Annotated in this window: 23 protein-coding genes; 19 read left to right on the top strand and 4 right to left on the bottom strand. The window is 65.9% G+C overall.

Features of this window, described 5'->3' with window-relative positions; all coding sequences use genetic code 11:
* Window positions 1-3: 3 nt before the first annotated feature.
* A complete protein-coding gene (locus tag ACOGJC_RS17345) occupies window positions 4-645 on the bottom strand; it encodes an HAD family hydrolase (RefSeq protein WP_419846248.1) in 642 nt (213 codons plus the stop codon).
* Window positions 642-2,687: an NAD-dependent DNA ligase LigA gene (gene ligA / locus ACOGJC_RS17340; protein ID WP_419846247.1), complete on the bottom strand. Its 2,046-nt coding sequence runs from the start codon at window positions 2,685-2,687 to the stop codon at window positions 642-644. The genes ACOGJC_RS17345 and ligA overlap by 4 nt, the downstream gene beginning before the upstream one ends.
* A gap of 68 nt (window positions 2,688-2,755) precedes the next feature.
* On the opposite strand from ligA, the gene ACOGJC_RS17335 reads away from it, so the two are divergent.
* From ACOGJC_RS17335 to ACOGJC_RS17265, 15 genes are all read left to right on the top strand, one after another.
* On the top strand, window positions 2,756-3,643 hold the full coding sequence (locus ACOGJC_RS17335; RefSeq protein WP_419846246.1) for a hypothetical protein: 888 nt from the start codon (window positions 2,756-2,758) through the stop codon (window positions 3,641-3,643).
* A 92-nt stretch (window positions 3,644-3,735) separates the two neighbouring features.
* The gene (locus ACOGJC_RS17330) at window positions 3,736-4,215 is read left to right on the top strand and encodes a dimethylsulfonioproprionate lyase family protein (RefSeq protein WP_419846245.1); all 480 of its coding nucleotides are present in this window, start codon (window positions 3,736-3,738) and stop codon (window positions 4,213-4,215) included.
* 22 nt (window positions 4,216-4,237) lie between these two features.
* On the top strand, window positions 4,238-4,990 hold the full coding sequence (locus ACOGJC_RS17325) for a creatininase family protein (protein WP_419846244.1): 753 nt from the start codon (window positions 4,238-4,240) through the stop codon (window positions 4,988-4,990).
* Window positions 4,987-6,132: an ABC transporter permease gene (locus ACOGJC_RS17320; RefSeq protein WP_419846243.1), complete on the top strand. Its 1,146-nt coding sequence runs from the start codon at window positions 4,987-4,989 to the stop codon at window positions 6,130-6,132. Before ACOGJC_RS17325 ends, ACOGJC_RS17320 begins: the two co-directional genes overlap by 4 nt.
* 19 nt (window positions 6,133-6,151) lie before the next feature.
* Entirely contained in the window at window positions 6,152-7,147 is a 996-nt protein-coding gene (locus ACOGJC_RS17315) for a sugar ABC transporter substrate-binding protein (RefSeq protein ID WP_419846242.1), read from the top strand.
* Window positions 7,148-7,180: 33 nt separating this feature from the next.
* Entirely contained in the window at window positions 7,181-8,791 is a 1,611-nt protein-coding gene (locus tag ACOGJC_RS17310; RefSeq protein ID WP_419846241.1) for a GMC family oxidoreductase, read from the top strand.
* The gene (locus ACOGJC_RS17305; protein WP_419846240.1) at window positions 8,788-9,222 is read left to right on the top strand and encodes a hypothetical protein; all 435 of its coding nucleotides are present in this window, start codon (window positions 8,788-8,790) and stop codon (window positions 9,220-9,222) included. The genes ACOGJC_RS17310 and ACOGJC_RS17305 overlap by 4 nt, the downstream gene beginning before the upstream one ends.
* Window positions 9,219-10,307, top strand: a complete 1,089-nt coding sequence (locus ACOGJC_RS17300) for a zinc-binding dehydrogenase (RefSeq protein ID WP_419846239.1) — start codon at window positions 9,219-9,221, stop codon at window positions 10,305-10,307. Before ACOGJC_RS17305 ends, ACOGJC_RS17300 begins: the two co-directional genes overlap by 4 nt.
* Entirely contained in the window at window positions 10,304-11,785 is a 1,482-nt protein-coding gene (locus tag ACOGJC_RS17295; RefSeq protein ID WP_419846238.1) for an aldehyde dehydrogenase family protein, read from the top strand. Before ACOGJC_RS17300 ends, ACOGJC_RS17295 begins: the two co-directional genes overlap by 4 nt.
* Window positions 11,782-12,498, top strand: coding sequence for a class II aldolase/adducin family protein (locus ACOGJC_RS17290; protein WP_419846237.1), 717 nt, complete (start codon window positions 11,782-11,784; stop codon window positions 12,496-12,498). Before ACOGJC_RS17295 ends, ACOGJC_RS17290 begins: the two co-directional genes overlap by 4 nt.
* The gene (locus ACOGJC_RS17285; RefSeq protein ID WP_419846236.1) at window positions 12,495-14,816 is read left to right on the top strand and encodes a xanthine dehydrogenase family protein molybdopterin-binding subunit; all 2,322 of its coding nucleotides are present in this window, start codon (window positions 12,495-12,497) and stop codon (window positions 14,814-14,816) included. The genes ACOGJC_RS17290 and ACOGJC_RS17285 overlap by 4 nt, the downstream gene beginning before the upstream one ends.
* Window positions 14,813-15,646, top strand: a complete 834-nt coding sequence (locus ACOGJC_RS17280) for an ATP-binding cassette domain-containing protein (RefSeq protein ID WP_419846235.1) — start codon at window positions 14,813-14,815, stop codon at window positions 15,644-15,646. Before ACOGJC_RS17285 ends, ACOGJC_RS17280 begins: the two co-directional genes overlap by 4 nt.
* Complete coding sequence (locus tag ACOGJC_RS17275) at window positions 15,627-16,424, top strand: LLM class F420-dependent oxidoreductase (RefSeq protein ID WP_419846234.1); 798 nt, start codon at window positions 15,627-15,629, stop codon at window positions 16,422-16,424. The genes ACOGJC_RS17280 and ACOGJC_RS17275 overlap by 20 nt, the downstream gene beginning before the upstream one ends.
* 43 nt (window positions 16,425-16,467) lie before the next feature.
* Window positions 16,468-17,709, top strand: coding sequence for an aspartate aminotransferase family protein (locus ACOGJC_RS17270; RefSeq protein ID WP_419846233.1), 1,242 nt, complete (start codon window positions 16,468-16,470; stop codon window positions 17,707-17,709).
* Window positions 17,706-18,239, top strand: coding sequence for a MarR family winged helix-turn-helix transcriptional regulator (locus ACOGJC_RS17265; RefSeq protein WP_419846232.1), 534 nt, complete (start codon window positions 17,706-17,708; stop codon window positions 18,237-18,239). The genes ACOGJC_RS17270 and ACOGJC_RS17265 overlap by 4 nt, the downstream gene beginning before the upstream one ends.
* On the opposite strand, the gene ACOGJC_RS17260 is transcribed toward ACOGJC_RS17265, so the two are convergent.
* Complete coding sequence (locus ACOGJC_RS17260) at window positions 18,236-18,655, bottom strand: hypothetical protein (protein ID WP_419846231.1); 420 nt, start codon at window positions 18,653-18,655, stop codon at window positions 18,236-18,238. The two genes, ACOGJC_RS17265 and ACOGJC_RS17260, sit on opposite strands and share 4 nt — an antisense overlap.
* 81 nt (window positions 18,656-18,736) lie before the next feature.
* On the opposite strand from ACOGJC_RS17260, the gene ACOGJC_RS17255 reads away from it, so the two are divergent.
* Window positions 18,737-20,629: a protein kinase domain-containing protein gene (locus ACOGJC_RS17255; RefSeq protein WP_419846230.1), complete on the top strand. Its 1,893-nt coding sequence runs from the start codon at window positions 18,737-18,739 to the stop codon at window positions 20,627-20,629.
* Between the two features lie 4 nt (window positions 20,630-20,633).
* Here ACOGJC_RS17255 and ACOGJC_RS17250 read toward each other — a convergent pair whose 3' ends face one another.
* Window positions 20,634-21,065 carry a hypothetical protein gene (locus tag ACOGJC_RS17250; RefSeq protein WP_419846229.1) on the bottom strand — a complete coding sequence of 144 codons (432 nt, stop codon included), beginning with the start codon at window positions 21,063-21,065 and terminating at the stop codon, window positions 20,634-20,636.
* 66 nt (window positions 21,066-21,131) lie between these two features.
* Between ACOGJC_RS17250 and gatC the strand changes: the two genes are divergently transcribed.
* Genes gatC through gatB form a run of 3 tightly spaced genes read left to right on the top strand, consistent with a single transcriptional unit; the run spans window position 21,132 to window position 24,300 of the window.
* Window positions 21,132-21,437 (top strand): Asp-tRNA(Asn)/Glu-tRNA(Gln) amidotransferase subunit GatC, encoded by a 306-nt coding sequence (gatC, locus tag ACOGJC_RS17245; RefSeq protein WP_419846228.1) that lies wholly within the window; start codon window positions 21,132-21,134, stop codon window positions 21,435-21,437.
* Window positions 21,434-22,852, top strand: a complete 1,419-nt coding sequence (gene gatA / locus ACOGJC_RS17240) for an Asp-tRNA(Asn)/Glu-tRNA(Gln) amidotransferase subunit GatA (RefSeq protein ID WP_419846227.1) — start codon at window positions 21,434-21,436, stop codon at window positions 22,850-22,852. The genes gatC and gatA overlap by 4 nt, the downstream gene beginning before the upstream one ends.
* Window positions 22,849-24,300, top strand: coding sequence for an Asp-tRNA(Asn)/Glu-tRNA(Gln) amidotransferase subunit GatB (gatB, locus tag ACOGJC_RS17235; RefSeq protein WP_419846226.1), 1,452 nt, complete (start codon window positions 22,849-22,851; stop codon window positions 24,298-24,300). The genes gatA and gatB overlap by 4 nt, the downstream gene beginning before the upstream one ends.
* Window positions 24,301-24,303 lie beyond the last annotated feature (3 nt).

The following is a 24,303-nucleotide window of genomic DNA, read 5'->3' as shown; positions in this document are numbered from 1 at the left end:
GCGCTAGCCAGTTCCGAGAAGCCGGTCGAGTTCAGCTAGGGCGGGAGCGATGTCATCTCCTACCAGCACACCGTGCATACCGAGGTCTCGGGCAGCCACCACATTGGGCTCGAAATCGTCCAGAAAGGCGCTCGTTTCCGGGCGAGAAACCTCCAATTTCTGGAGGGCGAGCTGGTAGATCCTCGCATCGGGCTTGCGCATGCCCACTGCGCTGGAGTCGATCACTGCCTCGAACAGCTCATCGACCGGGATGAGCTGGCGCCACATGTCGCCGAATTCCTTCGCGTTGTTGGTGATGATGGCCTGTCGTATGCCCGAATCGTTGAGTGCTCTGACTTTGGAGACTGCTCGCTCTCGCCGCTCGTCGCTGTCGGTGCCGCTCATGGCCTTGAAGAACCCCTCGGAACTGAACCCCTCGATGCCGTCGGCCCGGCAGGACTCATCGGCCGCCTCCAGCGCCTCGGCCAGAGTTCCCTCGCCCCGCTCCAGACGGTGCCAGGGATGGTCGCCATCGGCCTCGTATCGCCCGAACACATGCTCCAAGAGGCGCTCGTTGGTGGTGCCCAGCGAGCGGGCGAAGTCGTCGAGATGAAACGGCGAGCCGGTAAACACCCCGCCGAAATCCCAAAACACTGCTTCAATCATGGCAATTCTCCGGTCTCAATGAGCCGCTGGAACTGTGCCTCATTGAGGATCGGAACGCCCAACTTCTCGGCTTTGTCCAGCTTGGAGGCACCCGGGTTCTCGCCCACCACCAAGGCGGTGGTCTTGGACGACACGCCGCCCGGGGACTTGCCACCCCGAGCCTTGATAGCCGCCCCGACTCCGTCGCGGGTGTACCCCTCCAGCCCGCCGGTGACCACGATGGTCATCCCCTCCAAGGTTTGAGGCAGCGATTCGGCCTCGGCGTCGGGGTCGGAAGACTTGGCCTCTCGCAACTCCTTGGGCAACCTCTGGATGATCTCCTGGTTGACATCCGACTGGAAGAATTCGTGCACGCTTTCGGCGATGATCGGGCCGATGCCGTCAATATCGGCCAGCTCCTCGACTGAGGCCCCCATGATGCGGTCCAAAGAACCAAGGTCATCGGCCAGCAACTCACAAGTGGTGTCGCCCAGATGGCGAATATTGAGACCTACCAGCAGCCGGGCCAAAGGCTGCTGTTTGGAAGCCTCAATGGCGTCGGCCAAGTTGGCCACTGAGAGCTCGCCGAACCCCTCCAGTTCGCGGATGCGGTCATAGGGAAGGGCGTAGATGTCGCTCACATCGGTGATAAAGCCAAGATCGATGAACAAACGCACTCGCTGCTCACCCAAATGCTCGATGTCGAGGGCGTTCCGGGCGGCAAAGTGCTCGATCCAGCCTCGGAGCTGCTCGGGACAGCGGGAAAAGCGGCAGTAGTGGGCTGCGTCGCCCCCCTGTCGGGTCAGCGGCTGTTGGTGGGGGCAGGGGCACACCTCTGGGAACACCCACTCGGGGAGCCCAGAGGGGCGGTCGGCCAGCACTGGTCGCAGCACTTCGGGAATCACATCGCCGGCCTTGCGGACCACCACGGTGTCACCGGGACGAACGTCTTTCTCCCGCACCTGATCTTCGTTGTGCAGGGTGGCCATCGCCACGGTGGAACCGCCGACAAACACCGGCTCCAGCACTGCAAACGGGGTGGCCTTGCCTTTGCTTCCGATGGAGACATGGATATCTAAGAGCCCGGTGGTCTGTTCCTCAGGGGGGAGCTTGTATGCGACAGCCCAGCGGGGAGCCCGACTGGTGGATCCGAGTTCCTGCTGGAGATCCAAGCGGTCGACCTTGATGACCGCGCCGTCAATCTCATAAGGCAGGTCGTGCCGCATGGTCTCGCACCGCTCGACGAATTGCCAGGCTGCGTCAACCGAGTCCACTGCGGCGGTCTCCGGGTTGACCGGCAGGCCCAGACTGTCCAAGTACTCCAGGGTGGCGCTATGGGTGGCTACCTCAGGGCCTCCCTGGACTTCGCCAACTGAATAGCACCACATCGACAAGCCCCTCGTAGCAGTGATCGATGGATCTTTCTGGCGCAGCGAGCCGGCTGCGGTGTTTCGGGGGTTGGCGTAACGAGGCTTACCTTCGGCGTCTTGGTGAGCGTTGAGCGCATCAAAAGCGGCCAGGGGCATGTAAACCTCACCTCGCACTTCGAGAACTTGAGGTGCCTCCGCAGGGAGTCGGTGGGGGACAGTCCTGAGGGTGAGAACGTTCGCAGTGATGTCCTCGCCCACCCGCCCATTGCCTCGGGTAGCTGCCTGCACCAGCCTGCCGTCTTCATAGCGCAGCGAAACGGCCAGACCGTCGAACTTGAGCTCGCAAACCAGGCCGCCGAAATCCTCAGCGGCCAAGCGGCGCTTCGCCCGGTCAGCCCATGCACTCAGCTCGTCCCGGTCGAAGGCATTGTCGAGCGACATCATCGGCACCCGGTGCTCCACCGGCTCGAACAGTGTCGACGGGTCCGCCCCAACCGTCTGGGTTGGGGAATCGGGTCGAGTTAACTCCGGGTGGGTTGCCTCAAGCTCCAGCAGTTCCCGTTTGAGCAGGTCATAGTCGGCATCAGGAATCTCCGGGACGTCATCGGTGTGATAAAGCTGATCGTGGTAGCGGATGAGTTCGACCAACTCCGCGATGCGATGCTCTGCACGGTCTTCTGCCCCTTCCGTCACCTGCCGGATAGTACTGCCGACCGCTGACAGGGGTGGCCGGTTTGGGCTGAAGTGGGGGAGGTGCTGTAGTGGGGTGGGTGAGAGGTCTCGGTGGGGATCGGGTGTGGGTGTGGGCCGTGAGGGTGTGGTGGGCGGCGCTGCCGTTCACTGCCGGGCCGGTGTTGGCCGACGGGCTGCACGATGCGTCGGCCGCGTGGCGGTCGACCGCGTCGGTGGGTCTGTGGGTCCTTTGGGGTGGGGTGTTGGTGGGCTCCCTGCTCGCCCACCCGGCGACCTTGGTGCTGGTTCGGCTGGCCGTGCCGTCGGCAGTAGCGGCTCTGGTGTGGGCGGGGTTGGGCGATGCCGATTGGGGCGAGGTCGCGCTGGTCGCCGCCATTACCGGAGCGATGGCCGCAGTTTGTTTGAGCTCACCGGTCGGCCAAGTTTTCGTGAACGCCATCTCCTATGGCGACGAGGTCCGATTGCTGCTTCGACCACCGACGGTGCTGCTGGCTGGTCCGCTGCCCGCGGCAGCAGTGATCACGGTCGGCGGTCTGGTCAGCGGACCGCTCCTTCTGGCCGCCGAGCAATGGGTCTTGGGCGCGCTTATCACCGTGGTAGGCGGTGCAGTTGCCGTGCTCGGAGGCCGCTCGCTCTATGCGCTCACTCGACGGTGGTTGGTCTTCGTTCCCGCCGGGGTTGTGCTCCATGACCACCTGGCAGTACAAGACCCCGTGTTGCTGCGCCGCCGAGTTGTATCCGCCTTTGGCCCGGCTGAGCAGGGATCAGGCGCCTTCGACTTGAGCCAAGGCGCGACCGGGTTGATCTTGGAACTGACCGCGAACCAGCCGATCACCTTGACCCCCCCAACCCGGAGAGGGAACCGAGCTGACGAAGTCCAAACCAGCGCCGTTCTGATCGCGCCCTCCCGGCCCGGACAAGCCGTCGCTCTGGCCCGACAGCGACAACTCATTTAGCGACCTGCGTCTCCCATGAGGAGGCCCCTGAGCACCGAGGAAACTTTGGCCCTAAGATACCGAGCACTGAAATACCTAGGGGGAGGGACCAGATGGCGAGTCAGTTCACTGAAGCTGAGTTCAACGAGCACATCCAGCGGTATGGGAGCAAGGAGCTGGACTGGGGCCCATTTGCCGCTCAGGGAGACCTCAAGGAGAAGTACCGACGAGCCCATGTGCGAATGGTGGGGGCGAGCATCACCGGAAAGCACTACGAACCCGGAACCGTCACCGCCGACAACTTCACCCTGTCGGTGATGATGATGCCCCCGGGAGCCGAAGCACCATCGCACGCCCACGAAGTGGAAGAGGTCTTCTTTGTGGTCAAGGGTGAGTTGACCGCATGGTGGGAAGACGACGACGGCCGGATTCTCGACACCGTTCTGAAAGAGCGAGAGATGATCTACAGCCCTGCCGGGATCATGCATGGCTTGCGAAACCACACCGATGAAGAGGCCTTGGTGCAGGTTGTGATAGGCGTGGGCCGCCCGCAAAAGCCCACCTACCTCGACGCCGCTCTCACCGATCTCTGAGGGGACCGTGCGACTGGGTGAGATGAGCTGGACGGCTCTGAGCGAGCGGCTCGACCTGGGCCCATTGGATGTGATGATCCCCTTGGGTGCTCTCGAGCAGCACGGTCCCCATCTTCCCCTCGACACTGACGCCCTCATCGCCGAGGCAGTAGCCGATCGGGCGGCTCAAGAAGTAGGGGAGTGCGTGGTTTCGCCCTGCATTCCCGTTGGCTCCTCCAGCCATCACCTCACGTTCCCGGGCACGGCCAGCTTGAGCGACGAGACCCTCAGCGACGTCCTGGTTGAGGTGATCCAAACTCTGCTGAGCCACGGATTCCGCGGCGCCTATCTGGTAACCGGCCATGCCGGAAACGTCGGGGCAATGGCCGCGGCCCTGTCTGAGCTCGACGCCGACGACCGTGCCCGAGTGGTGTCGTTTGACGATTGGCCCGCCCAGCGAGATGCCATTCACCAAGCAGCTGAGACCCGGCTCAACATGGATCGAGAAGTAGTGGGTACCCATGGTGGGCACTTCGAAACCAGCATCATGCTGGTTGTCGCCCCCGACCGGGTGGATTTGGACTCAGCAGTCGCCGGCCACGTAGGACCAGCGGCCTCAGCCAGCGCCAAGCTGCGCTCTGAGGGCATGGCGGCAGTATCCCCGGTCGGCATCATCGGTGATCCGCGCGGGGCCACGGCCGACGCCGGCGAGCTCTACCTCGACGCATTGGTCGGCCTGGTGGTCGAGGGCATCGAAGCCCATCGCACCCAGTCGAATCAGCGGGTGGCCCCATGACTGAGCCCTCGGCCGCCATGGGCTGGGACAAGATCCGGGTCGCTATTCCCCGGGTGGTGGAGGCCGGGTTCGCCATATTCGTGGTCGTCATCCTGGGCGCAGTCATGACCGTCAAATCCGACGTGTTCCTGACCACCGGAAATCTCCAGAACATCTTGCTGCAAACCTCGTTCTTGGCCTGCGCGGCTTTCGGAATGACCCTGGTGATAATCACCGCCGAACTGGATCTGTCCCAAGGGTCGGTTTTGGCCCTGATCGGGGTCGTGGCGGCCGAGACCATGGTCCGCAACAACAGCATCGTGCTCGGCCTGTTGGCCGGAGCGGGGGTGGGCATAGCCGCCGGGCTGTTCAACGGGCTGATCACTGCGGTGCTCAGAGTCCCCTCGTTCATCACCACCCTGGGACTTCTGATCATGGCCCGGGGCTTGGCCCGAGAGATCACCGCGGGCAATACCGTGGGCAACCTACCCGGCGGCTGGAAAGCGTGGTGGAGCGGGGAGTTCATCGGGCTGCGAATGCCCATTTGGGTGGCGCTGGGTCTCGGTGTCGTCTACCACATCATCCTTCGCTATTCCCGGTTCGGATTGCGGATCTACGCGGTGGGAGGCAATGCCGAAGCAGCCCGCCGAGCCGGCATAAACGTCACTCGGGTGCGGGTCACCGTTTTCGTGCTGGGGGGCCTGGCCGTTGCCGTCGGCGGCTTCACCCTGTTGGGGCGGGTCAACGTCGGCCAGCCCAATGCCGCCGTGCTCACCGAGCTGTACGCGGTGGCCGCGGTGGTACTGGGCGGCACCAATCTGTTCGGAGGTCGGGGGTCGATTCCCCGCACGCTGGCCGGCGTGCTGCTGATCGGGGTGATTCGCAACAGCCTCAACCTGCTCAATGTGTCGTCCAACATGCAGGACGTGTGGCTCGGCGTCGTTTTCGTGTTGGCCATGACATCGCAGTTCTTGCGCAGGTACCTGGAACGGTGGGCCAACCGAAGCGAGGACACCGCCATCGAAGTCGAAGTCGAGCACGAGCTCGACGAAGAGCGCCGTGCTATCGAGCTGGCCGAGCAATCGGCCCGCTCGGAAGACCTAGAACTCCAAGGCGTGGAGCCGGCCGAACAATCGGCCACCTCGACGTCGGAGCAACCATAAACACCCGGAGGGGAGCACAATGAAAACCAAGAATCTGTTGTTCAAGCTGCTGGCGCTGCTATTGGCCTTTGGGCTGGTGGCATCGGCGTGCGGCAACGACGATGACGACGACACCGCGTCGGGAGACGGGGGTTGTGAGGAGACCTACGAGGTGCGGTACGCCAATCTGGCCACCTTCATCCTGTACTTCCGCGACCTCGAAGCTGGTCTCCGCGACTTCGGTGCCGGTAACTGCTGGAACTTCGTCGCCGCCGACGCCGCCTACGTGATCGAAGACCAAGTGGCTCAGATCGAGGACTTCGTGACCCAGGGAGTCGACCTCATCATCGCCTCGCCGGGCGACCGCCAAGCGCTCATTCCCGCTTATGAGGCCGCCGCGGCCGCCGGCATTCCCATGTTGTCCACCGGCGACAGCGTGCAGGAGGCCGCCCCGGAGATCGGCTTCATCGGCACCGACTGGGGCGTTGAGGGCACCAAGCAGACCGAGTGGATGGTCGAACAGCTCGGCGGTTCGGGCAAGATCGCCCGTATCGGTGGCCCGGGCGCCAGCGAGTACGTGGAGAAGCGCCGCGAGGGCTTCGAGCACACCATGGAGAACAACCCCGGCATCGAGGTGGTGTTCAACCAGAGCGCCAACAGCTTCACCGCTGAGGAGGGCCTCCGTTTGGCCCAGGACGCGTTGACCGCCAATCCCGATCTCGACGGAATCTGGGCAGACAGCGACGCCCTGGCTCTGGGCGCCGCCACCGCAGTGGAAGAGGCGGGCATCGCCCACGCCGACATCCTCATCAGCGGAACCGACGGCGAGCCGGCGGTATTCGATCAGATCCGGGCCGGATCCGGCGTGGACATGACCATTGCCTTGCGGGGCTATCAGTGGGGTTGGCAGACCGCCGAGGTCGCCCACCAATACCTAACCACCGGCAGCACCGGCCAGGGCTACTTCATCCAGGCGCCCACCTTCGTGGTGGATGCCGACACCATTGAAGGCATGACCAACGCCGATCTCCGCTAGGGGTCCTTCCCTTCCGGATTTTCGACAGCGAACATGACCTATCGGGCCGACGTCCTCATCATCGGCGCCGGTGCGTCCGGCGGGGTGGCGGCGCGCCACCTCGCCGAGCACGGCTTCGACGTGGTCTGCCTCGAGCAGGGCGATTGGCCCGATAGGTCTTCGTTCCCGGGCACCCGCCCCGACTGGGAGCTGGCCATCCGCAGGGACTGGGCCATGAGTCCCAATGTGCGGAATCGACCGGAGGACTACCCGGTTGTCCACGACGACTCCGACATCGAACCCCTCATGTACAACGCGGTGGGGGGCAGCATGATCATCTACGCCGGGACCTGGCCGCGGATGCTCCCATCAGATCTGCGAGTGCGGACCCTGGATGGGGTGGCCGACGACTGGCCCATCGCCTACCGGGACCTGGTTCCCTACTACAACACCATCGACCGCCAGATCGGCGTTTCCGGCCTCGCCGGCGATCCGGCCTACCCGCCCCATGACGACTACCCGCTGCCGCCGCTGCCCCTGGGAGTGGCTGGGAGGCGGGTAGCCGAGGGCCACAATCGGCTGGGATGGCACTGGTGGCCCGAGCCCAATGCCATCTTGTCGGCCCCCTACGACGGGCGGCGGCCGTGCGTGCAGCGGGGAGTGTGCACCTCGGGATGCGCTGAGGGGGCCAAAGCCTCCACCGACCTGACCCATTGGCCCCAGGCGACGGCCGCCGGGGCCCGGCTCATCACCGGTGCCCGGGTCAGCCGGATCACCATCGGGCCTCGGGGGTTGGCCACCGGAGCCGTGTGGCTGGACCATGCCGGAGTCGAGCACCACCAAGAAGCCGACGTGGTGATCCTGGCAGCCAACGCGGTGGGCACGGCGCGGTTGCTGTTGCTCTCGGCCGACGACCGCTTTTGCCCTGATGGGTTGGCCAACTCCAGCGGACTCGTGGGTCGGCGCTTGATGATGCACCCGTTCTCGGTGGTTACCGGATGGTGGGACGATCAGGTGGAGGGCTGGCAGGGCCACTTCGGGGCCAGCATCACCACCTACCAGTTTTACGAGACCGACGCCGACCGAGAGTTCGTGCGCGGGGCCAAGTGGGCGCTTTCGCCGGTCGGCGGCCCCCTCAACCACATATTGCCCATGAGGGCCGGCAACGAGGTGTGGGGACCCGATCACCACCAGCTCATGGGACGGACATTCGGGCGGGGGGCGAGTTGGGCCATCTTCGGCGAGGACCTCCCCGAGGAGTACAACCGGGTGAAACTCGACCCAGACCGCACCGACAGCCACGGCATTCCCGCGCCCCGGGTGAGCTATCGGATCTCTGACCACTCCCGGCGGCTGATGGCCTTCCAGGAAGAGCGGGCTACCGAGTCGCTCACAGCATCGGGCTGCCAGGAGACCGCGGTGGCCAGCATGATTCCCTATTCGGGGTGGCACCTCATGGGTACCGCCCGCATGGGAGACGACCCGGCGACATCGGTGGTCAACGCCCGCCAGCAGGCCCATGATGTGGCCAATCTGTACGTCGCCGACGCCAGCGTGTTCGTGACCAGCTCGGGAGTGAACCCCACCTGCACCATCACTGCACTAGCCCTGCGAACGGCCGATCTGCTGGTCCGAAACCGAAACGAGCAGAAGGTTCCGGCATGACATCTGCCGACAACAGCACCGTTATCGACATTGGTCGATTGGAACAGTTGGCCGACATCATGCTGCCCGCGGGCTACGGCATGCCCTCAGCCTCCGAAGTGAGGGCGGTGGGCTCCTATCTCGACGAGGTGTTGGGATGGCGCGACGATCTGTGCCAGCCGCTGGTCGAGGCCTTGGCCGCGCTCGATCCGTCAACGTTCACCGTGGAGAGGCTGTCGGCCTTCCTTTCCGAGAACGAAGACGCCTACACCGCCCTGACCACCGTGGTGGCGGCCTGCTACTACCTCAGCCCGGTGGTGCGCGACCGCATCGGCTATCCGGGCCAGGTGGCCAAGACCTACGACCCCTTCGCCTATACCGAATGGGTGGCCGAAGGACTGCTCGACCCGGTTGTCGAACGGGGCCCCATTTGGCGAAAGGTCCCCGAATGAGCCGAGCAGTGGTTTTGGCCGACTATGCCCGCGGTCCCGCGGTCGAACGCCTGAAGCTGGGGCCGGTGATGCCGGGGGGCGCCCTGGTGCGCATCGATGCCGCCACCGTGTGCGGAACCGACGTCCACATCTGCGACGGAGTCTTCGATCAACTGGCCCGTCTGCCGCTGATATTGGGCCATGAGGGCGCTGGAACGGTTTTGGAGCTCGGCGCGGGTTTGGAGCGCGACGCGCGAGGCCAGCCGCTGCGACCGGGCGACCGCATCATCTGGGCTCACAACTGGTGCGGTCGGTGCTACTTCTGCGCAGTGGCCAAACAGCCCACCCTGTGCGAGAACACCATGGGCTACGGGTGGGGCCCCTATGAGGAGGGGGCCGTCAACGGCACATTCTCCGAGCACCTCCACGTGTCGCCCGATTCACGGGTGCTGCGGGTGCCCGACAGCGTGTCCAGCCCGCTGGCGTCCGCGTCCACCTGCGCGCTCCGCACCGTGATGCACGCCTTCGACCGTCTGCCCCGCATCCGCTTCAGTGACACCGTGGCGGTGCTCGGCGCCGGCCCGGTGGGCGTTTTGTGCGCGGCGGCCGCCTTGCACAGCGGGGCCCACCAGGTGGTGCTCATCGGCGCGCCCGCCTCCCGGCTGGCGGCCACCGAGAAATGGGGCCTCACCGCCCGCATCGACATCGACCACACTGAGCCCGAGGAGCGAATCGAGGCAGTCCGCGACCTGACCGACGGCCGGGGCGCCGACGTGGTGTTCGAGTGCGCGGGGCCTCCCGACGCCTTCACCGAGGGAATGGAGATGGTGCGGGCCGGCGGCGCGCTCATGGTGGTCGGCCAGGCCCACGGCCAGTCAGTCCCGGTGGATACCACTGCCATGAAGGTCCGCCAGCTCACGGTGCGAACCTCCCTGTCGGCCGACATCTCCCATTTCCACGACGCCTTTCAGTTCCTGGATCGGCACGGGGCTGCGCTGGAGTTGGAATCGGTGGTGTGCTCGAAGACCTACTCGCTGGAACAGGTGACCGACGCCCTGGCCGCCATGAGGGCTGGCACGGAGATGAAGCCGGTGATTGTGCCATGACCTCCGGGTTCCCCGAAGCAGCTGTTCGCGACCGCTACCCGCTGGTAGTGGGAGACCGCGAGGTCACCGCGGCCACTCTCATGCCCGCCACCGCGCCGGGCACCGGGGAGATCGTGGCCGAGGTGCCGCTGTCCGATGCCGAAGTAGTGGATCAAGCCGTAGCGGCCGCGACCGACGCGCAACAGGCGTGGGCCGGCCTCTCGGCGGCCGAACGGGGGCGATATCTGCGCGATCTGGCCGATGCGGTGCGGGCTCAGGCCGAGCAACTCGCCCGGATCGACGCCTTGGACAGCGGCAACCCCCTGGCTGCCATGCGCAACGACGTGGTCTACGGAGCTGACGCCTTGGACTACTTCGCCGGCATCGCCCGGGAACTGCACGGCAAGACCCTTCCGGCTTCGGCCAACGGCCTCCATCTGACCCTTCGAGAGCCCTATGGCGTGGTGGCCCGCATCCTGCCGTTCAACCACCCGCTGATGTTCACCCTCTTTCACGCAGCCGCCCCTTTGGCCGCGGGCAACACCGTGATCGTGAAGGCCCCAGACCAAACCCCGATCTCCCCCCTGGAAGTGGCATATTTGGCCGCCGAGATCCTCCCCCCCGGGGTGCTCACCGTGCTCACCGGCGACGGGGCCATCACCGGCGAGGCTTTGGTGGCCCATCCGGGCATTGGCCGGATCGGATTCACCGGCCGGGGGACGACCGGGCTGCGGGTTATGGAAGCGGCCGCGGCGTCGGGCCATGTGAAGCACGTCACCGTGGAGTTGGGGGGCAAGAACCCCTTGCTGGTGGCGCCCGATGCCGACCCCGCTTATGTGGCCGAGCAGGCCGTGGGGGGAATGAACTTTGAGTCTTCTCAGGGACAGTCGTGCGGATCGACTTCGCGGCTGTATGTGCCAGTGGGGATGCGCGATGACGTGGTGGATGCGGTGGCCGCCCGGCTCGACCGGATCAAGGTGGGCGACCCCCTCGATCCGGCCACCACCATGGGACCGCTCGTCTCCGAGCCCCAGCTCAGTCGGGTGCGCGGCTACGTGGAGACCGGGACGTCCGAGGGCGCCCGGCTGGTCAGGGGCGAAGGCCCGCCCGACGGGGTGCCCGACGGCGGGTACTACCTGGCCCCCACGCTGTTCGACCGGGTGGCGCCGGGCCATGTCATCGCTACCGAGGAGATCTTCGGCCCGGTGCTTTCGGTGCTGGAATGGCAGGACAGAGACGACCTCATCGCCCAGGCCAACGCCACCCGCTACGGGCTGACCGCCAACATCATCACCAACGACTTGGACTGGGCGATGGACACCGCGCGCCAGGTGCAGGCCGGATGCGTATGGATCAACGGGCGAGGCCAGCACTTCTTGGAAACCCCGTTCGGGGGATACAAGGACTCCGGGCTGGGAGCAGAGGGGTCGATGGAGTCGCTGCTCAGCTACACCCGAACCAAAGTCGTCCACATTCTCGACATCGGAGCGCGACCATGAGCAGCCACCCCACCGAGGTCATTGCGTCCCTCAAGGACAAGATCGCCACCTCCACCCGGATATTGGTCCGAGAGCGGCTGATCGGGCCCTTCGGCCACCCCTCGGCCCGGGTTCCCGGCACTGGCTTGGTGGCGGTGCTGGGCCACACCCACGACGACGTGAAGGACCTGGCCGAGACCGAGCCGGGCGACGTGGTGGTGATGGACTTGGACGGCGAGGTGGTCGAGGGATCCATGGACGCCCCCGGGGAGCGCTTCATGCACACCGAGATCTACCGAGTGCGGCCCGACGTGGGCGCGGTGATCCACGCCCACCCCATGCACTGCATCGCGTTCTCGATGACCGATGTTCCCCTGGCCCCGGTCTGGCACCTGTGCACCCTGTTTGCCGACGGTGTGCCGGTATATGACTCCGCGGTGCAGATCGACAACCCCGACCGGGGCCGGGCCGTGGCAGCGGCCCTGGGCGACCGCAAAGGCGTGCTGTTGAAGGGCCACGGCCTGACCGTGGTGGGCTCGTCAATCGAGGAGGCCACGGTGAGCGCGGTGAACCTTGAGCGCTCAGCCCGATTGCAGATCATGGCCCAAGGCATCGGAGCGGTGGAGTCCATCGACCGAGCCGAACTCACCGACGATCTGTTGACCGACGGCCTCACGCTGGAGGAGTACACCCACACCCAGTGGGACTACTGGGCCATGGAGACGGCCCGGTGAGGCAACTGCGGCGCGAGGATTCCCGGCTCCTGCGGGGAGGCGGACGCTACGTAGCCGACATCGATCTGCCGTCGATGCGCTTTGCGGCCTTTGTGCGCAGTCCGGTGGCCCACGCCGATCTGATCGGGGTTGAACTGCCTCCCGGCGTTGACGGCTGGATCGGCCAAGACCTGATCGGGCGAATCGACACGATGGCCCCCAACGAGGCTGACGGTGGCGTCTACCAGGACAAATTGCTGGAATCCCTGGACGACGACCGGCTGTTCGTGCGTCATGAGGGGCGACCGCTGTTGGCCGTAGACCGGGTGCGCCATGTGGGAGACCCCATTGCCGTGGTCATTGCCGACACCCCCTACGGCGCGGCGGACGCGGCCGATCGGGTGGGCCTCGAGTTGGAGAGCCGCCCGGCGGTGGTCGACCCCTTTGCCGCCCTGGCCGACGACGCTCCCCGGCTGTACGACCACTGGCCCGATAACCGCTCGCTGTTCGTGGCCGCCGGTTTCGGTGACATTGGCGCCGCCTTCGCCGACGCGGCTCACGTGAGTCGCCGCCGACTGCACTCGGGAAGGCTGGCCTGTCACCCCATGGAACCGAGGGGGGTGGTGGCCCAGCACGATCCCCGCACCGATCTGCTCACGGTATGGAGCAGTACCCAGATTCCCCATCCGCTGCGCACCGCCCTGGCCAAGGCCCTGGGGCACCCGTCCCACCGGATCCGGGTGGTAGCCCCCGATGTGGGCGGCGGATTCGGAGTCAAGGCCATTCCCTACGCCGAGGAGCTGATCTTGGCCTTTCTCGCTCTGGAACTGGGCGGGGCGCTCCAATGGGTGGAGCAGCGGAGCGAGCACGGCCTCGCCGCCATTCAATCCCGCGATCAGATCCATGACATCGAACTGGCCCTCGACGGCGACGCCCGCATCCTGGGCGTACGCGACCGCTTCGTAGTGGACAGCGGGGCAGCCAACCCACTCGGCGTGGTCCAGCCCTACAACACGCTGGCCCACCTATGCGGCTGCTACCGGGTACCGGCGCTCGATGTGGAGGCCACCGCGGTGGTGACCAACAAGGCCCCGAACTCGCCCTATCGGGGTGCGGGCCGGCCCGAGGCAGTCTTCGCCATGGACCGCATCCTCGACGTGGCCGCCCGAGAGATGGGAATCGATCCGGTGGAGCTTCGCCGCCGCAACCTCATCTCCGCCGACGAGATGCCCTATTCCGTCGGGCTCAACTACCGGGACGGCACGGCCATGACCTACGACAGCGGCGATTTCGCCGGTTGCTTCGAGGCGGCTATGGCCATGAGCGAGATTTCCGAAGGGCTCCGTGGAGGAGCTCGCGACGAAGCTGGCCGGCTGGTGGGCATTGGAGTGTCCTCCTATGTGGAGGGCACCGGGGTTGGCCCGTTTGAGAGCGCCCGAGTACGGGTGGACGAGACCGGATGGGTGGAGGTGGCCACTGGCGCCTGCTCTCAGGGCCAGGGCCATGAGACGGTGTTTGCCGAGGTCTGTGCGCAGGCGCTCGGGGCCGATCCCGCCCGGGTGACGGTGATCGGAGGTGACACCGCCGCGGTGGAGTTCGGCTGGGGCACGCTGGCCAGCCGCAGTGCGGTGGTGGCCGGCAGCGCCATCCACCAAGCCGCCACGGTGTTGCGAAACCGCATTGTGGATGCGGTGGCCGAGCAGTGGGAAGTGGCCCCCGCTGACCTGTGCATTCGCAACGGCGCGGTGGAGGTGGTGGGAACCCCCACCCGCCGAATGGAATTGTCCGAGGTGGCCACTGGCTTCGCCCCCGGGGGTGTCTTGACCAACGGCAGCCGCGCCGGTTTGGAGGAACTGGTCTGTTTCGAGCCCCCGACCGTCACCTTTGCCGCCGGTGTGCACGTCGCCCGAGTCGCGGTTGATCAGTCCACGGGCACGGTCGAGGTCCTGGACTATGTGGTGGCCCATGACTGCGGGCCGCTGCTGTCAACCATGATCGTGGACGGCCAGATCATGGGAGGCGTGGCTCAAGGGATCGGAGCCGCGCTGTTTGAGCAGGCGGTATACGACGCCGAGGGCCAGCCGCAGAACCCGAGTCTGGCCGACTATCTGGTACCCGACGCCGCTGGGGTCCCCGAGTTGGCCGTCGCCCATTTGGAGACGCCGTCGCCCCTCAACCCGCTGGGCATCAAGGGGGTGGGGGAAGCCGGGGCTATCTCGCCTCCGGCCGCGGTGGCCAACGCCATCGAAGACGCCCTGGCCGGGTTGGGCGTCGAGGTGAACCGAGTTCCGGTATCGCCTGACTATCTGTTCGAACAATTGCAGGGAGCGAGAACATGACCGCCACCCAATCCGGATCCGTTGTCGACGCCCCCCGCGCTGGAGGGCCGGAGTCGTCGGATATCGCGCTGAGCGTGTCGGGGATCCACAAACGCTACGGCGGAGTGGTCGCCCTCCGAGACGTTTCGCTGGACTTTCCCACCGGCACCCTTACCGCCATCGTGGGCGACAACGGGGCCGGCAAGAGCACTCTGTTGAAGGTGATTTCCGGGGCAGAGCAACCCGATGCCGGAACAGTGGTGCTGCACGGCGAAGTCCGCCGATTCCGCTCTCCCTTGGACGCCCGGACCGCAGGCATCGAGACCGTGTATCAAGACTTGGCGTTGGCCGACAACCTCGATGCCGCCCAGAACCTGTTCATGGGTCGGGAAATCAAGCTGGGATGGGGTCCCTTCACCTTCCTGCGCCAGCGGGCCATGCGCCGGGAGACCGAGCAGATCATCAAGAGGCTCAACATCAAGATCCCATCGGTCCGCATCCCGGTTCAGCATTTCTCCGGAGGCCAGCGCCAGGGAGTGGCCATAGCCCGGGCCATGAACTGGGGCAATGAAGTGATCATCATGGATGAGCCCACCGCAGCCCTGGGTATCGCCGAGACAGCCCGGGTGGAAGACCTCATCACTACCTTGCGAGAGCGCCAGTTGACCATCATCGTGGTGAGCCACAACCTCGACCAGGTGTTTCGGCTGGCTGACCGGATCGCAGTCATGCGCCGAGGCCAGCTCATCGAGCTGCTCGACGCCCGCAGCACCGACGCCCAGAAGCTGGTGTCGCTCATTACCGGTCTGTCCGCTTCTCATGAGGGGGCAGATGGCCATGAAGGAGCCTGAGATGGCGCCGAGGGTGGGCGTCCAGATACGGCCCAACCATGTGAGCTGGGCCGACATGAAGGCCGCTTGGCAGTACGCCGATGGGGCCGGAGCCGACAGTATCTGGACTTTCGACCACTTCTTTCCCATCGACGGCGATCCCGAAGGCACCGCCTTTGAGTGCTGGACCACGCTGGCCGCCATGGCGTCGGTCACCAAGACGGCCATGATCGGCCCGCTGGTCACTTGTACGGGGTTCCGCAACCCCGATCTGTTGGCCGACATGGCTCGCACCGTGGACCACGCATCCGGGGGCCGGGTGGTGCTCGGCCTGGGCTCGGGCTGGCTGGAGCGGGACTACCACTCCTATAGGTATGCCATGTCGGGCGATGCCGATCGAATACGGGAGATGGAGGTTGCCATCCACCGCATCCGCCGTCGGCTGGGACAGCTCCGTCCTGGCCCGATGGGCCCGCTCCCCATACTGATCGGTGGGTTGGGGGAGCGCATGACCCTGGACGTGTGCGCCCGCCTGGCCGACGCCTGGAACGGATGGGGCACCCCAGACGAGATCGCTCACCTCAACAGCGTGCTGGACGGGTGGTGCGAGCGGGCCGAGCGCGACCCGTCTCAGGTGGAGAGGACGGTGGCACTGTTCGAGACCGCCAGCGATGCGACCTACGACGATTACGCGGCCGCGGGGGCCGAGCACCTCATTCTGGTCTGCTCGGGCCCCGACTATCAGATTGAAGAGCTGGGATCCCTGCTGGCCTGGCGGGACTCGCGGAGCGGATCGTGAGCTCGGGTGCCCTGGATCGGGAGCGATCGTTCGGGGAGAGACGGTGAGCAGCACAACTGGCGCCCTGTGGATGCCGTTCACCTCGGCGGGCGGCAGCCGGCCCCCGGTGGTCGTGGCCGGGGACGGCAACTATGTGATGACCGATGATGGATCCCGACTGCTCGACGCCACCGCCGGAGGAGTGGCCTGTGTGATCTTGGGACACGGCCGAGCCGAGATCGCCGACGCGGTGGCCGAGCAACTCCGCACACTGGAGTACCAGTGCCTCTTCGGGTACAGCCACCCTCGGGCTCGGGAACTGGCCGAGGCGGTTGCCGACCGCACGCCGGGCGATCTGAATCACGTCTTCTTCACCAACTCCGGCTCAGAGGCGGTGGAGACCGCCATGAAGATCGCCCGCGGGTACTGGCGCCGGGTCGGCCAGGGCTCCAAAACCGGATTCGTGTCGCTGCACCGGGGCTACCACGGCATGAACTTCGGTGGGATATCGGTGGGTGGCCTGACCGAGAACCGGGCGGGATTCGGCCCGCTGCTGGAAGGCTGCTCCCAGGTTCCGGCCCACGACATCGACGCTCTGGAACAGGAGCTGGCCTACCGGGATCCGAGCACCATCGCGGCCGTGATTATGGAGCCCGTGCAGGCCGCCGGAGGCGTCTATCCGCCTCCGGAAGGCTACCTATCCAAGGTCAGGGCGATGTGTGACCGCAATGATGTACTTCTGGTGCTGGACGAGGTGGTCTGCGGATTCGGACGGCTGGGCCACTGGTTCGGCGGCCACCGCTATGGCGTGGTCCCCGACATCATGACCGTGGCCAAGGGGTTGACATCGGCCTATGTCCCCATGGGGGCGGCCATCGCCAGCAGCCGTATTCACGAGGGGTTTGTCGACCCCGAAGGCTCAATCGAGCTGATGCACGGCTATACCTACAGCGGCCATCCCGCAGCCTGCGTCGCCGGGCTGAAGGTGATCGAGATCCTCGAACGGGAATCACTGGTGGATCACAGTCTCCAGACCGGCCGGCACCTTCAGGAGCGGATACACAGCCTGGATTCCCTGCCAGTGGTGGCCGAGGTTCGCGGTGAGGGGATGCTGGCCGCGGTGGAACTGGCCGCGGAAAGCCCAGAGCCCTTGGTGGCCGAGGCCCAGAGGCGCATCCAGGCAGCCGGGGTACTGGTACGGGCCCAAGCCGACCACTTGGGCATCTACCCGCCGTTTACCTTCACCGCTACCGAGGTGGACCAAGTAGTAGATACCGCTGGGGCGGTGTTGGGGGAGTTGTCGTGACATTTGACCGGGTGGACTCGATCTTGGAGCAGTGGGCCAGTGAGCGGCCCGATTTGGACGCCTCGCCCATCGGGATTTTCGGGCGTATCTCCCGCATCGACCGGTTGTTCGAGCAATCCATGGCTGAGTTCCTCCGCCCCCACGGCCTCACCCTGGGCCTGTTCGACGTATTGGCCGCGCTGCGGCGAAACGGCGAGCCCTTCCAGGCGAAGCCGAGCGATTTGGCGGCCATGACCATGCTCACCTCTGGAGGCATGACCGGGCGGCTGGACCAGCTTGAGAACCTCAATCTGGTGCTCCGGGTGCCCGATCCCGACGACCGCCGGGTCATGATGGCCCAGCTCAGCCCCCAGGGCAGAAACCTCATCGACCGACTCATGGGCGAGCACCTGGAGCGCGAGCGAGACCGGTTGGAGTGGTTGCAAACCGGAGAGCCGGAGGAGTTCGCCGGTTACTTGCGCAAACTGGAGGCTTCCCTTCGGTCCCTCGATGGACGAGGAGATGGGGCTGGCTCGGAATCACCCCACTAGGAGGCGGTGAAGCACCAAGAGATGGTGTTGGCGTCGTCGGGGCCGACCTCTTGGCGCCAATAGGTGGCCTGGACGCAGTTCTGCTCGGCTTGAAGTCTCTCGATCACCTTGTTCTGATCGGGCCGGAAGGTGAAGCGGTTGATATTGGGCAGATGGCGAATCTGCTCGGGGGGGATGGCCACTCCGTTGATGGCCAAGCGGGCGTCATAGCCGCTAGCCAGGTCGATGCCGACGGTTTCTTGGGAGAGGACTTCGGCGTTGCGAGGGGGGATGAGCTCGTCCACCGCGGCATTGCCGGTGACGCTCACGTCGTTGTCGTCGGTGTCGGCCAGCAACAAAGCCAACAGGATGGCTCCCGCACCCATCAGGGCCGCGGCACCCAACAACACCCGGCGCAGAATAACCGACTCAAGCACTCACCCAGTGTGCCCGCTAGCCGAGGCTAGAGACACCCTGAGTGGCGCGGAAAAACTCAAGACAGCAAGTACCCTCAAAGCGTGTCCCAAGACAGCGGCGAAACCGAGGTGATCGGCCGGGTCTTGGGCGGGCGCTTCCGGCTCGTGACCCGTATGGGCCCGGGCCGGTTCACCGACGTCTACATGGCCTACGACCTGGCCGCGTCGCGAAGAGTGACGGTCAAGCTGCTCTCCGAAGACTTGCTGCCCGACGGGTGGGCCGGCCTCGCCAGCCGGTTCCTAGAGGCTGCCGGGGAAGCGGCCCCCGTAAGCCACCCCCACGTGGTGGGCGTCCAAAGCTGGGGAGACTCCGATCTCGGTCTCTACGTAGTGAGCGACTATATGGAGGGCGGGAGTTTGCTGGGGATGTTGGATGCCGGGCACCTTCTGTCTCCGTCACAGGTTCTCATGGTGGGCTTGGACGTCGCCCGCGGCTTGGAGCACATCCACCGTCAGGGCATCATCCATGGGGACATCCGGCCCTCCAATGTCCTGTTCTCGCGCCGCGGTCGAGCCCGACTGGCTGATCTCGGCACATCATGGGCCTTGAGTTCGTCCGAGCGCGAGGGAGCTCTGATGGCCAGGTCGGTCTTTTCAGCCATCGACGCAGTGCGCTACGCCTCCCCCGAGCAGGCCCAGGGCCTGACCCCCGACCACAAGAGCGACGTTTATTCCCTCGTCCTCGTGCTGACAGAGGTTCTGACGGGTCGGGTGCCATTCGACTCTGACGACCCCGAGTACACCCAGATGGCCAAGATGAGCAGACAACTCGATCTCACCGGCCAGTTCGACCGGCTGGGCCGGGTATTGGAGCAAGCGGGACGACCAGAGCGGGACGACCGTCCCACCGCTCGCGATCTAGGCCTTGGGCTGTTGTCGGCCGCAGAGACACTGCCCCGCCCGGCCCCGCTTCCCCTGTCAAAACCGGGGCCGGAGATTCCTGATACCGGTGAATCCGCGGCCGCGACCGCACCCGACCGACACCCGGAGGAGGTTGCCCCCAAGGCCAGCAGCCGCCCGGCGGTTCGAAGGCTGCTGGCGACGGTGGTGGCGCTCGTGCTGCTGGGGGCGGCGGGATTCGGAGCCTTCAAGCTATGGGACAACTGGTTCGGCGCGGAGACCCAACCGGTGCCCGACCTGATCGGCGCCTCCGACTTTGAGCTGTCACGCATCGAGAACGAGTCCGGTTGGGTGCTCGACCGCCGCGAGCAGCGCCAAGACGGCACCGTGGCGGGCCAAATCCTGCGCCAGGAGCCCCAGCCGGGCACCGGGCTGGAGCGGGGCAAGACGGTCACGGTTTGGATCTCCTTGGGTCCCGAGTTGGTGTCCATTCCCGGCAACCTGACGGGACTGTTCATTGCCGATGCCGAGGAGGCCCTGGCCGCGGTAGGCCTGTCGGCCGGTGAGGTAACCGAGCGCTTCGACGAGGTGGCTGTCGAGGGGGTTGTCATCGAAGTCGACGAGATGCTCCTCCAGCTCGAGCAGGGGAGCCGGGTGGACTTGGTGGTATCTCTCGGGCCACCACCTCGGCTGGTGCCCGAAATCGATGCCGGCATGTCGCTGGCTGCGGCCCTTGAGCAGTTGGAAGAAGCCGGGTTGGAGGCGCTCGAGTGGAGGGTGACGGACAACCAGGTGGAAGCAGGCCACGTTTTGAGGGTCGAGCCTCTGCCGGGAACCGAAGTTGCCGCCAACTCGGTGGTCACCGTGGTGGTCTCCGACGGCCCCGAGCAAGTGAGGATTCCCTTCTTGGCCACCCTCGGCGCGGAGGAAGCCGCGGCCATTCTTGAGGCAACAGGCCTCTGCCAGGGAGAGATCGTTGGTCCCCCCGACGCCGAGGTCTTGGCCAGCAACCCGCCCGCCGAAGCTGTCGTGGACTTTGGAACGTGCGTCAGCCTCATCACCCGGCCAGAAGAAGGGTCAGAAGAAGAAGGCTGAGGGCTCAGCCCTCGTCGAGGATGGTGATGGCCCGCAGCCGGGTCTGGGCATGGCGGGCGAAGGCGAACTGCTCGTCGGTCATCCCCTCCCCGAACAGGATGAGGACGAGGGCCAGGTCGCCGTCCACACGGAGGGCGCCGGTGAGAAACCCGTGAGCGACGACGTCGTGGTCATCGGTGACGAATGCGGCCAGGGCTGCCGGGTAGTCGAGGATCACGGTGGCATCGGGATCATCCAGATTGCCCGGCATGGGCAGCGGACCTCCGGCCTCGGTGTCGATATAGGCCCGGAAATCCCCGTCGCCGAAGGGGATGTCGGTGACCACCAGGTTGACCCTGGCCGTATGTCCAGGGGCCGGCGCAGATGTCGCCAGCTCACCGCGCAGCGCCATCGCCGCGTCAATCCACTCCGGGCTGAGAAACGGGTGCGACCCCACCTTGGCAACGTATCGCTATGAGGGCACAGGCAATGGGATTGTTGGGCGGTACGATGTCGCTTCGGTATGGGCCAGCAACGCATTACCCGGGCTGAGTGCGCCCATGTGGCCGCTTTGGCCCGTTTGGCGCTGAGCGACGAGGAGCTGGAGCGCTTCACCGGCCAGCTTGATGAGCTCCTAGACCATGTAGCCGAGGTGGAGGCTCTGGACGTGGAGTCGCTTCCCCCGACGATGCACGCCCTTCCCATCGTCAACCTCCTTCGTCCCGACACTCCCGGTGAGGTGCTGGACCGCGACGAGGTGTTGGCGCAGGCACCCTTCGCCGAGGAGGGCCAGTTCAGGGTTCCCCCGGTTCTCGGAGAGGCGCCGTGACTGCGGTCGAGATCGCCGCTGCCGTGCGGTCGGGACAGCGTTCTGCCCGCTCGGTGGTCGACGAGTACCTGGGTGCCATCGCTGACGGCGATGACGACATCCACGCCTTCAATCTGGTGACCGCCGCGCAAGCCCGAGCCCGAGCCGACGAGATTGACGCCACGGTGGCCGCTGGCCGCGACCCCGGCCCGCTGGCCGGGGTGCCCGTGGCCCTCAAGGACAACCTGTGCACCCGGGGGGTACCCACAACCTGTTCCTCTCGCATTCTGGAGGGTTGGGCCCCGCCGTATGACGCCACTGTGGTGGAGCAACTCCGCAATGCCGGCGCAGTGACGGTGGGAAAGACCAACATGGACGAGTTCGCCATGGGCAGCTCCACCGAGAACTCGGCGTTCGGTCCCACCCGCAACCCGTGCGATCCCAGCCGGGTGCCGGGAGGCTCGTCGGGGGGAAGCGCTGCCGCGGTGGCTGCCGGGTTCGCTCCGGTGGCGCTGGGAAGCGACACCGGAGGGTCGATCCGCCAACCCGCTGCACTGTGCGGGGTGGTCGGAGTGAAACCCACCTACGGACTGGTGTCCCGTTATGGCTTGGTTGCGTTCGCCTCGTCTTTGGACCAGATCGGCCCGTTCACTGCCACGGTGGCCGACTCGGCGGCCGTTCTCGACGTGATCAGCGGCCCCGATTCCCGTGACTCCACCAGCATCGGAGATGCCCAGCCCCCGGTGGCCGACACCCTGGGCGACGGGGTGGACGGGCTCCGGGTGGGGGTGCTGTCGGAGTTGAGCGGCGACGGCATTTCTCCCGATGTGGCGGCCCGATTGCAGGCCGCGGTGGGGGCGCTGGAAACAGCCGGCGCTCGGGTGGCTCAGGCCAGCGTTCCGGCGGCGGTCTACGGGCTGTCGGCCTACTACCTGATCTCCCCGGCCGAGGCGTCCAGCAACCTGGCCCGCTACGACGGGGTTCGCTACGGACTGCGAGTGGATGCTGCCAGCACTCCCGACATGAATACCGCCACCCGCTCAACTGGCTTTGGCGACGAGGTGAAGCGCCGCATCATGATCGGCACCTACGCCCTGTCGGCCGGGTACTACGACGCCTACTACGGCAAGGCCCAGAAGGTTCGCACGCTGATCATCAACGACTTCGCCTCGGTATGGGAGCAGTTCGACTTGCTGGTGAGCCCCACCTCGCCCACCACCGCGTTCTCGCTGGGAGAGCGCACCGCTGATCCGATGGCCATGTACATGAGCGACGTGTGCACTGTGCCGGTGAACCTCACCGGCCAGGCGGCCATGTCGGTGCCCTACGGGGTGGGCGACGACGGCCTGCCGGTGGGGGTGCAGATCATGGCCCCCGCGCTGGGAGAAGCGGTGATGTTCCGGGCTGCCGCAGTGCTGGAGGCAAGCTTGCCATGAGCGCGGAACGACACGACGTTCCCGGATTGGGCGCACCGGCCGATACCGAGTGGGAGACCGTGGTGGGGCTGGAAGTCCACGCCGAACTCGCTACCGAGACCAAACTCTTCAGCGCCAGCCCCAACCGGTTCGGGGGCGAGCCCAACACCCACATCGACCCGGTGTCGCTCGGCCTGCCCGGTTCGCTTCCTGTGCTCAACGAGAAGGCGGTGGAGTTGGCCATCCGGGTGGGTTTGGCGCTCAACTGCCGGATTCAGCCGTCGGTTTTCGCCCGCAAGAACTACTTCTACCCCGACATGCCCAAGGACTTTCAGATCAGCCAGTACGACCAGCCGATCAACGTCGATGGCTGGCTCGAGCTTCCCACGGGCAAGCGCATCGGCATCGAGCGGGCCCACCTGGAGGAGGACACCGGCAAGACCATCCACATCGGCGGGGGAGGGCGCATCCACGAGGCCGGTTACTCGCTGGTGGACTACAACCGGGCTGGGGTGCCGCTCATCGAGATCGTGGGCCACCCGGAGCTCAGGTCGGCTGAAGAAGCCCGCCAGTACGTGGCCGAGCTGCGCTCGATTCTGGTGGCGATTGGGGCATCGGACGGCAAGATGGAGGAGGGGTCGCTGAGGGTGGACTGCAATGTGTCGGTGAGGCCCTTGGGGAGCGACCGACTGGGAACCCGGTGCGAGATCAAGAACGTGAACTCCTTGCGCTCGCTGGGCCGGGCTGTCGAATATGAGGCGCGCCGACAGATCGACTTGCTGACCAGCGGTCAACCCATTGAGCAGCAGACCCGGCACTGGAACGAGGACGACGGGCGCACTCACGCCCTGCGCTCCAAGGAAGAGGACTACGACTACCGCTATTTTCCCGAGCCCGACCTGCTGCCACTCGACCCCAGTGCAGAGTGGGTGGAGGAGATCCGCCAAGGTATGCCAGAACTTCCCAGAGAGCGCCGACGTCGCCTTGCCGAGGCGGCCCCATCGGTGGAAGCCGACCAAATTGCCCTAATCGTTGAGCGCTCTATGGACGAGTTGGCGATGGGTGCCATCAGCCAGGGAGGAGCAGCGGAGCGGGTGATGACCCACATCGTCCAAAACCTGGCCGATGGCGCGGGAATGGTCACCCCGGAATCCCTAGCCGGCCTGGTTGGCATGGAGGAAGCGGGAGAGCTGACCGCCACTCAGGCCAAGCGAGTGCTGGCCGCGCTGGTGGAGGGAGGGGGATCGCCCCAGGACGCGGCCCAGGCACTGGGGTTCGAGGCCATGGACACCGGCGAGCTTGAGTCCCTGGTCGACAACCTCATTGCCGAGCACCCCGACGAGTGGTCCCGCTTCTGCGATGGCGACGCCAAACTCACCGGCTTCTTCGTCGGCCAAGTAATGAAGGCCACCCAAGGCCGAGCCGACGGCAAAGCCGTCACCCAACTGCTGAACTCCCGCCGCGGCTAGAGG

It is taken from the genome of Candidatus Poriferisocius sp. (assembly GCF_965204015.1).
Taxonomy (GTDB): Bacteria; Actinomycetota; Acidimicrobiia; order Acidimicrobiales; family Bin134; genus Poriferisocius.
Note: the sequence above shows the minus strand (reverse complement) of the source record. Positions and strands in the feature narration are given on the sequence as shown.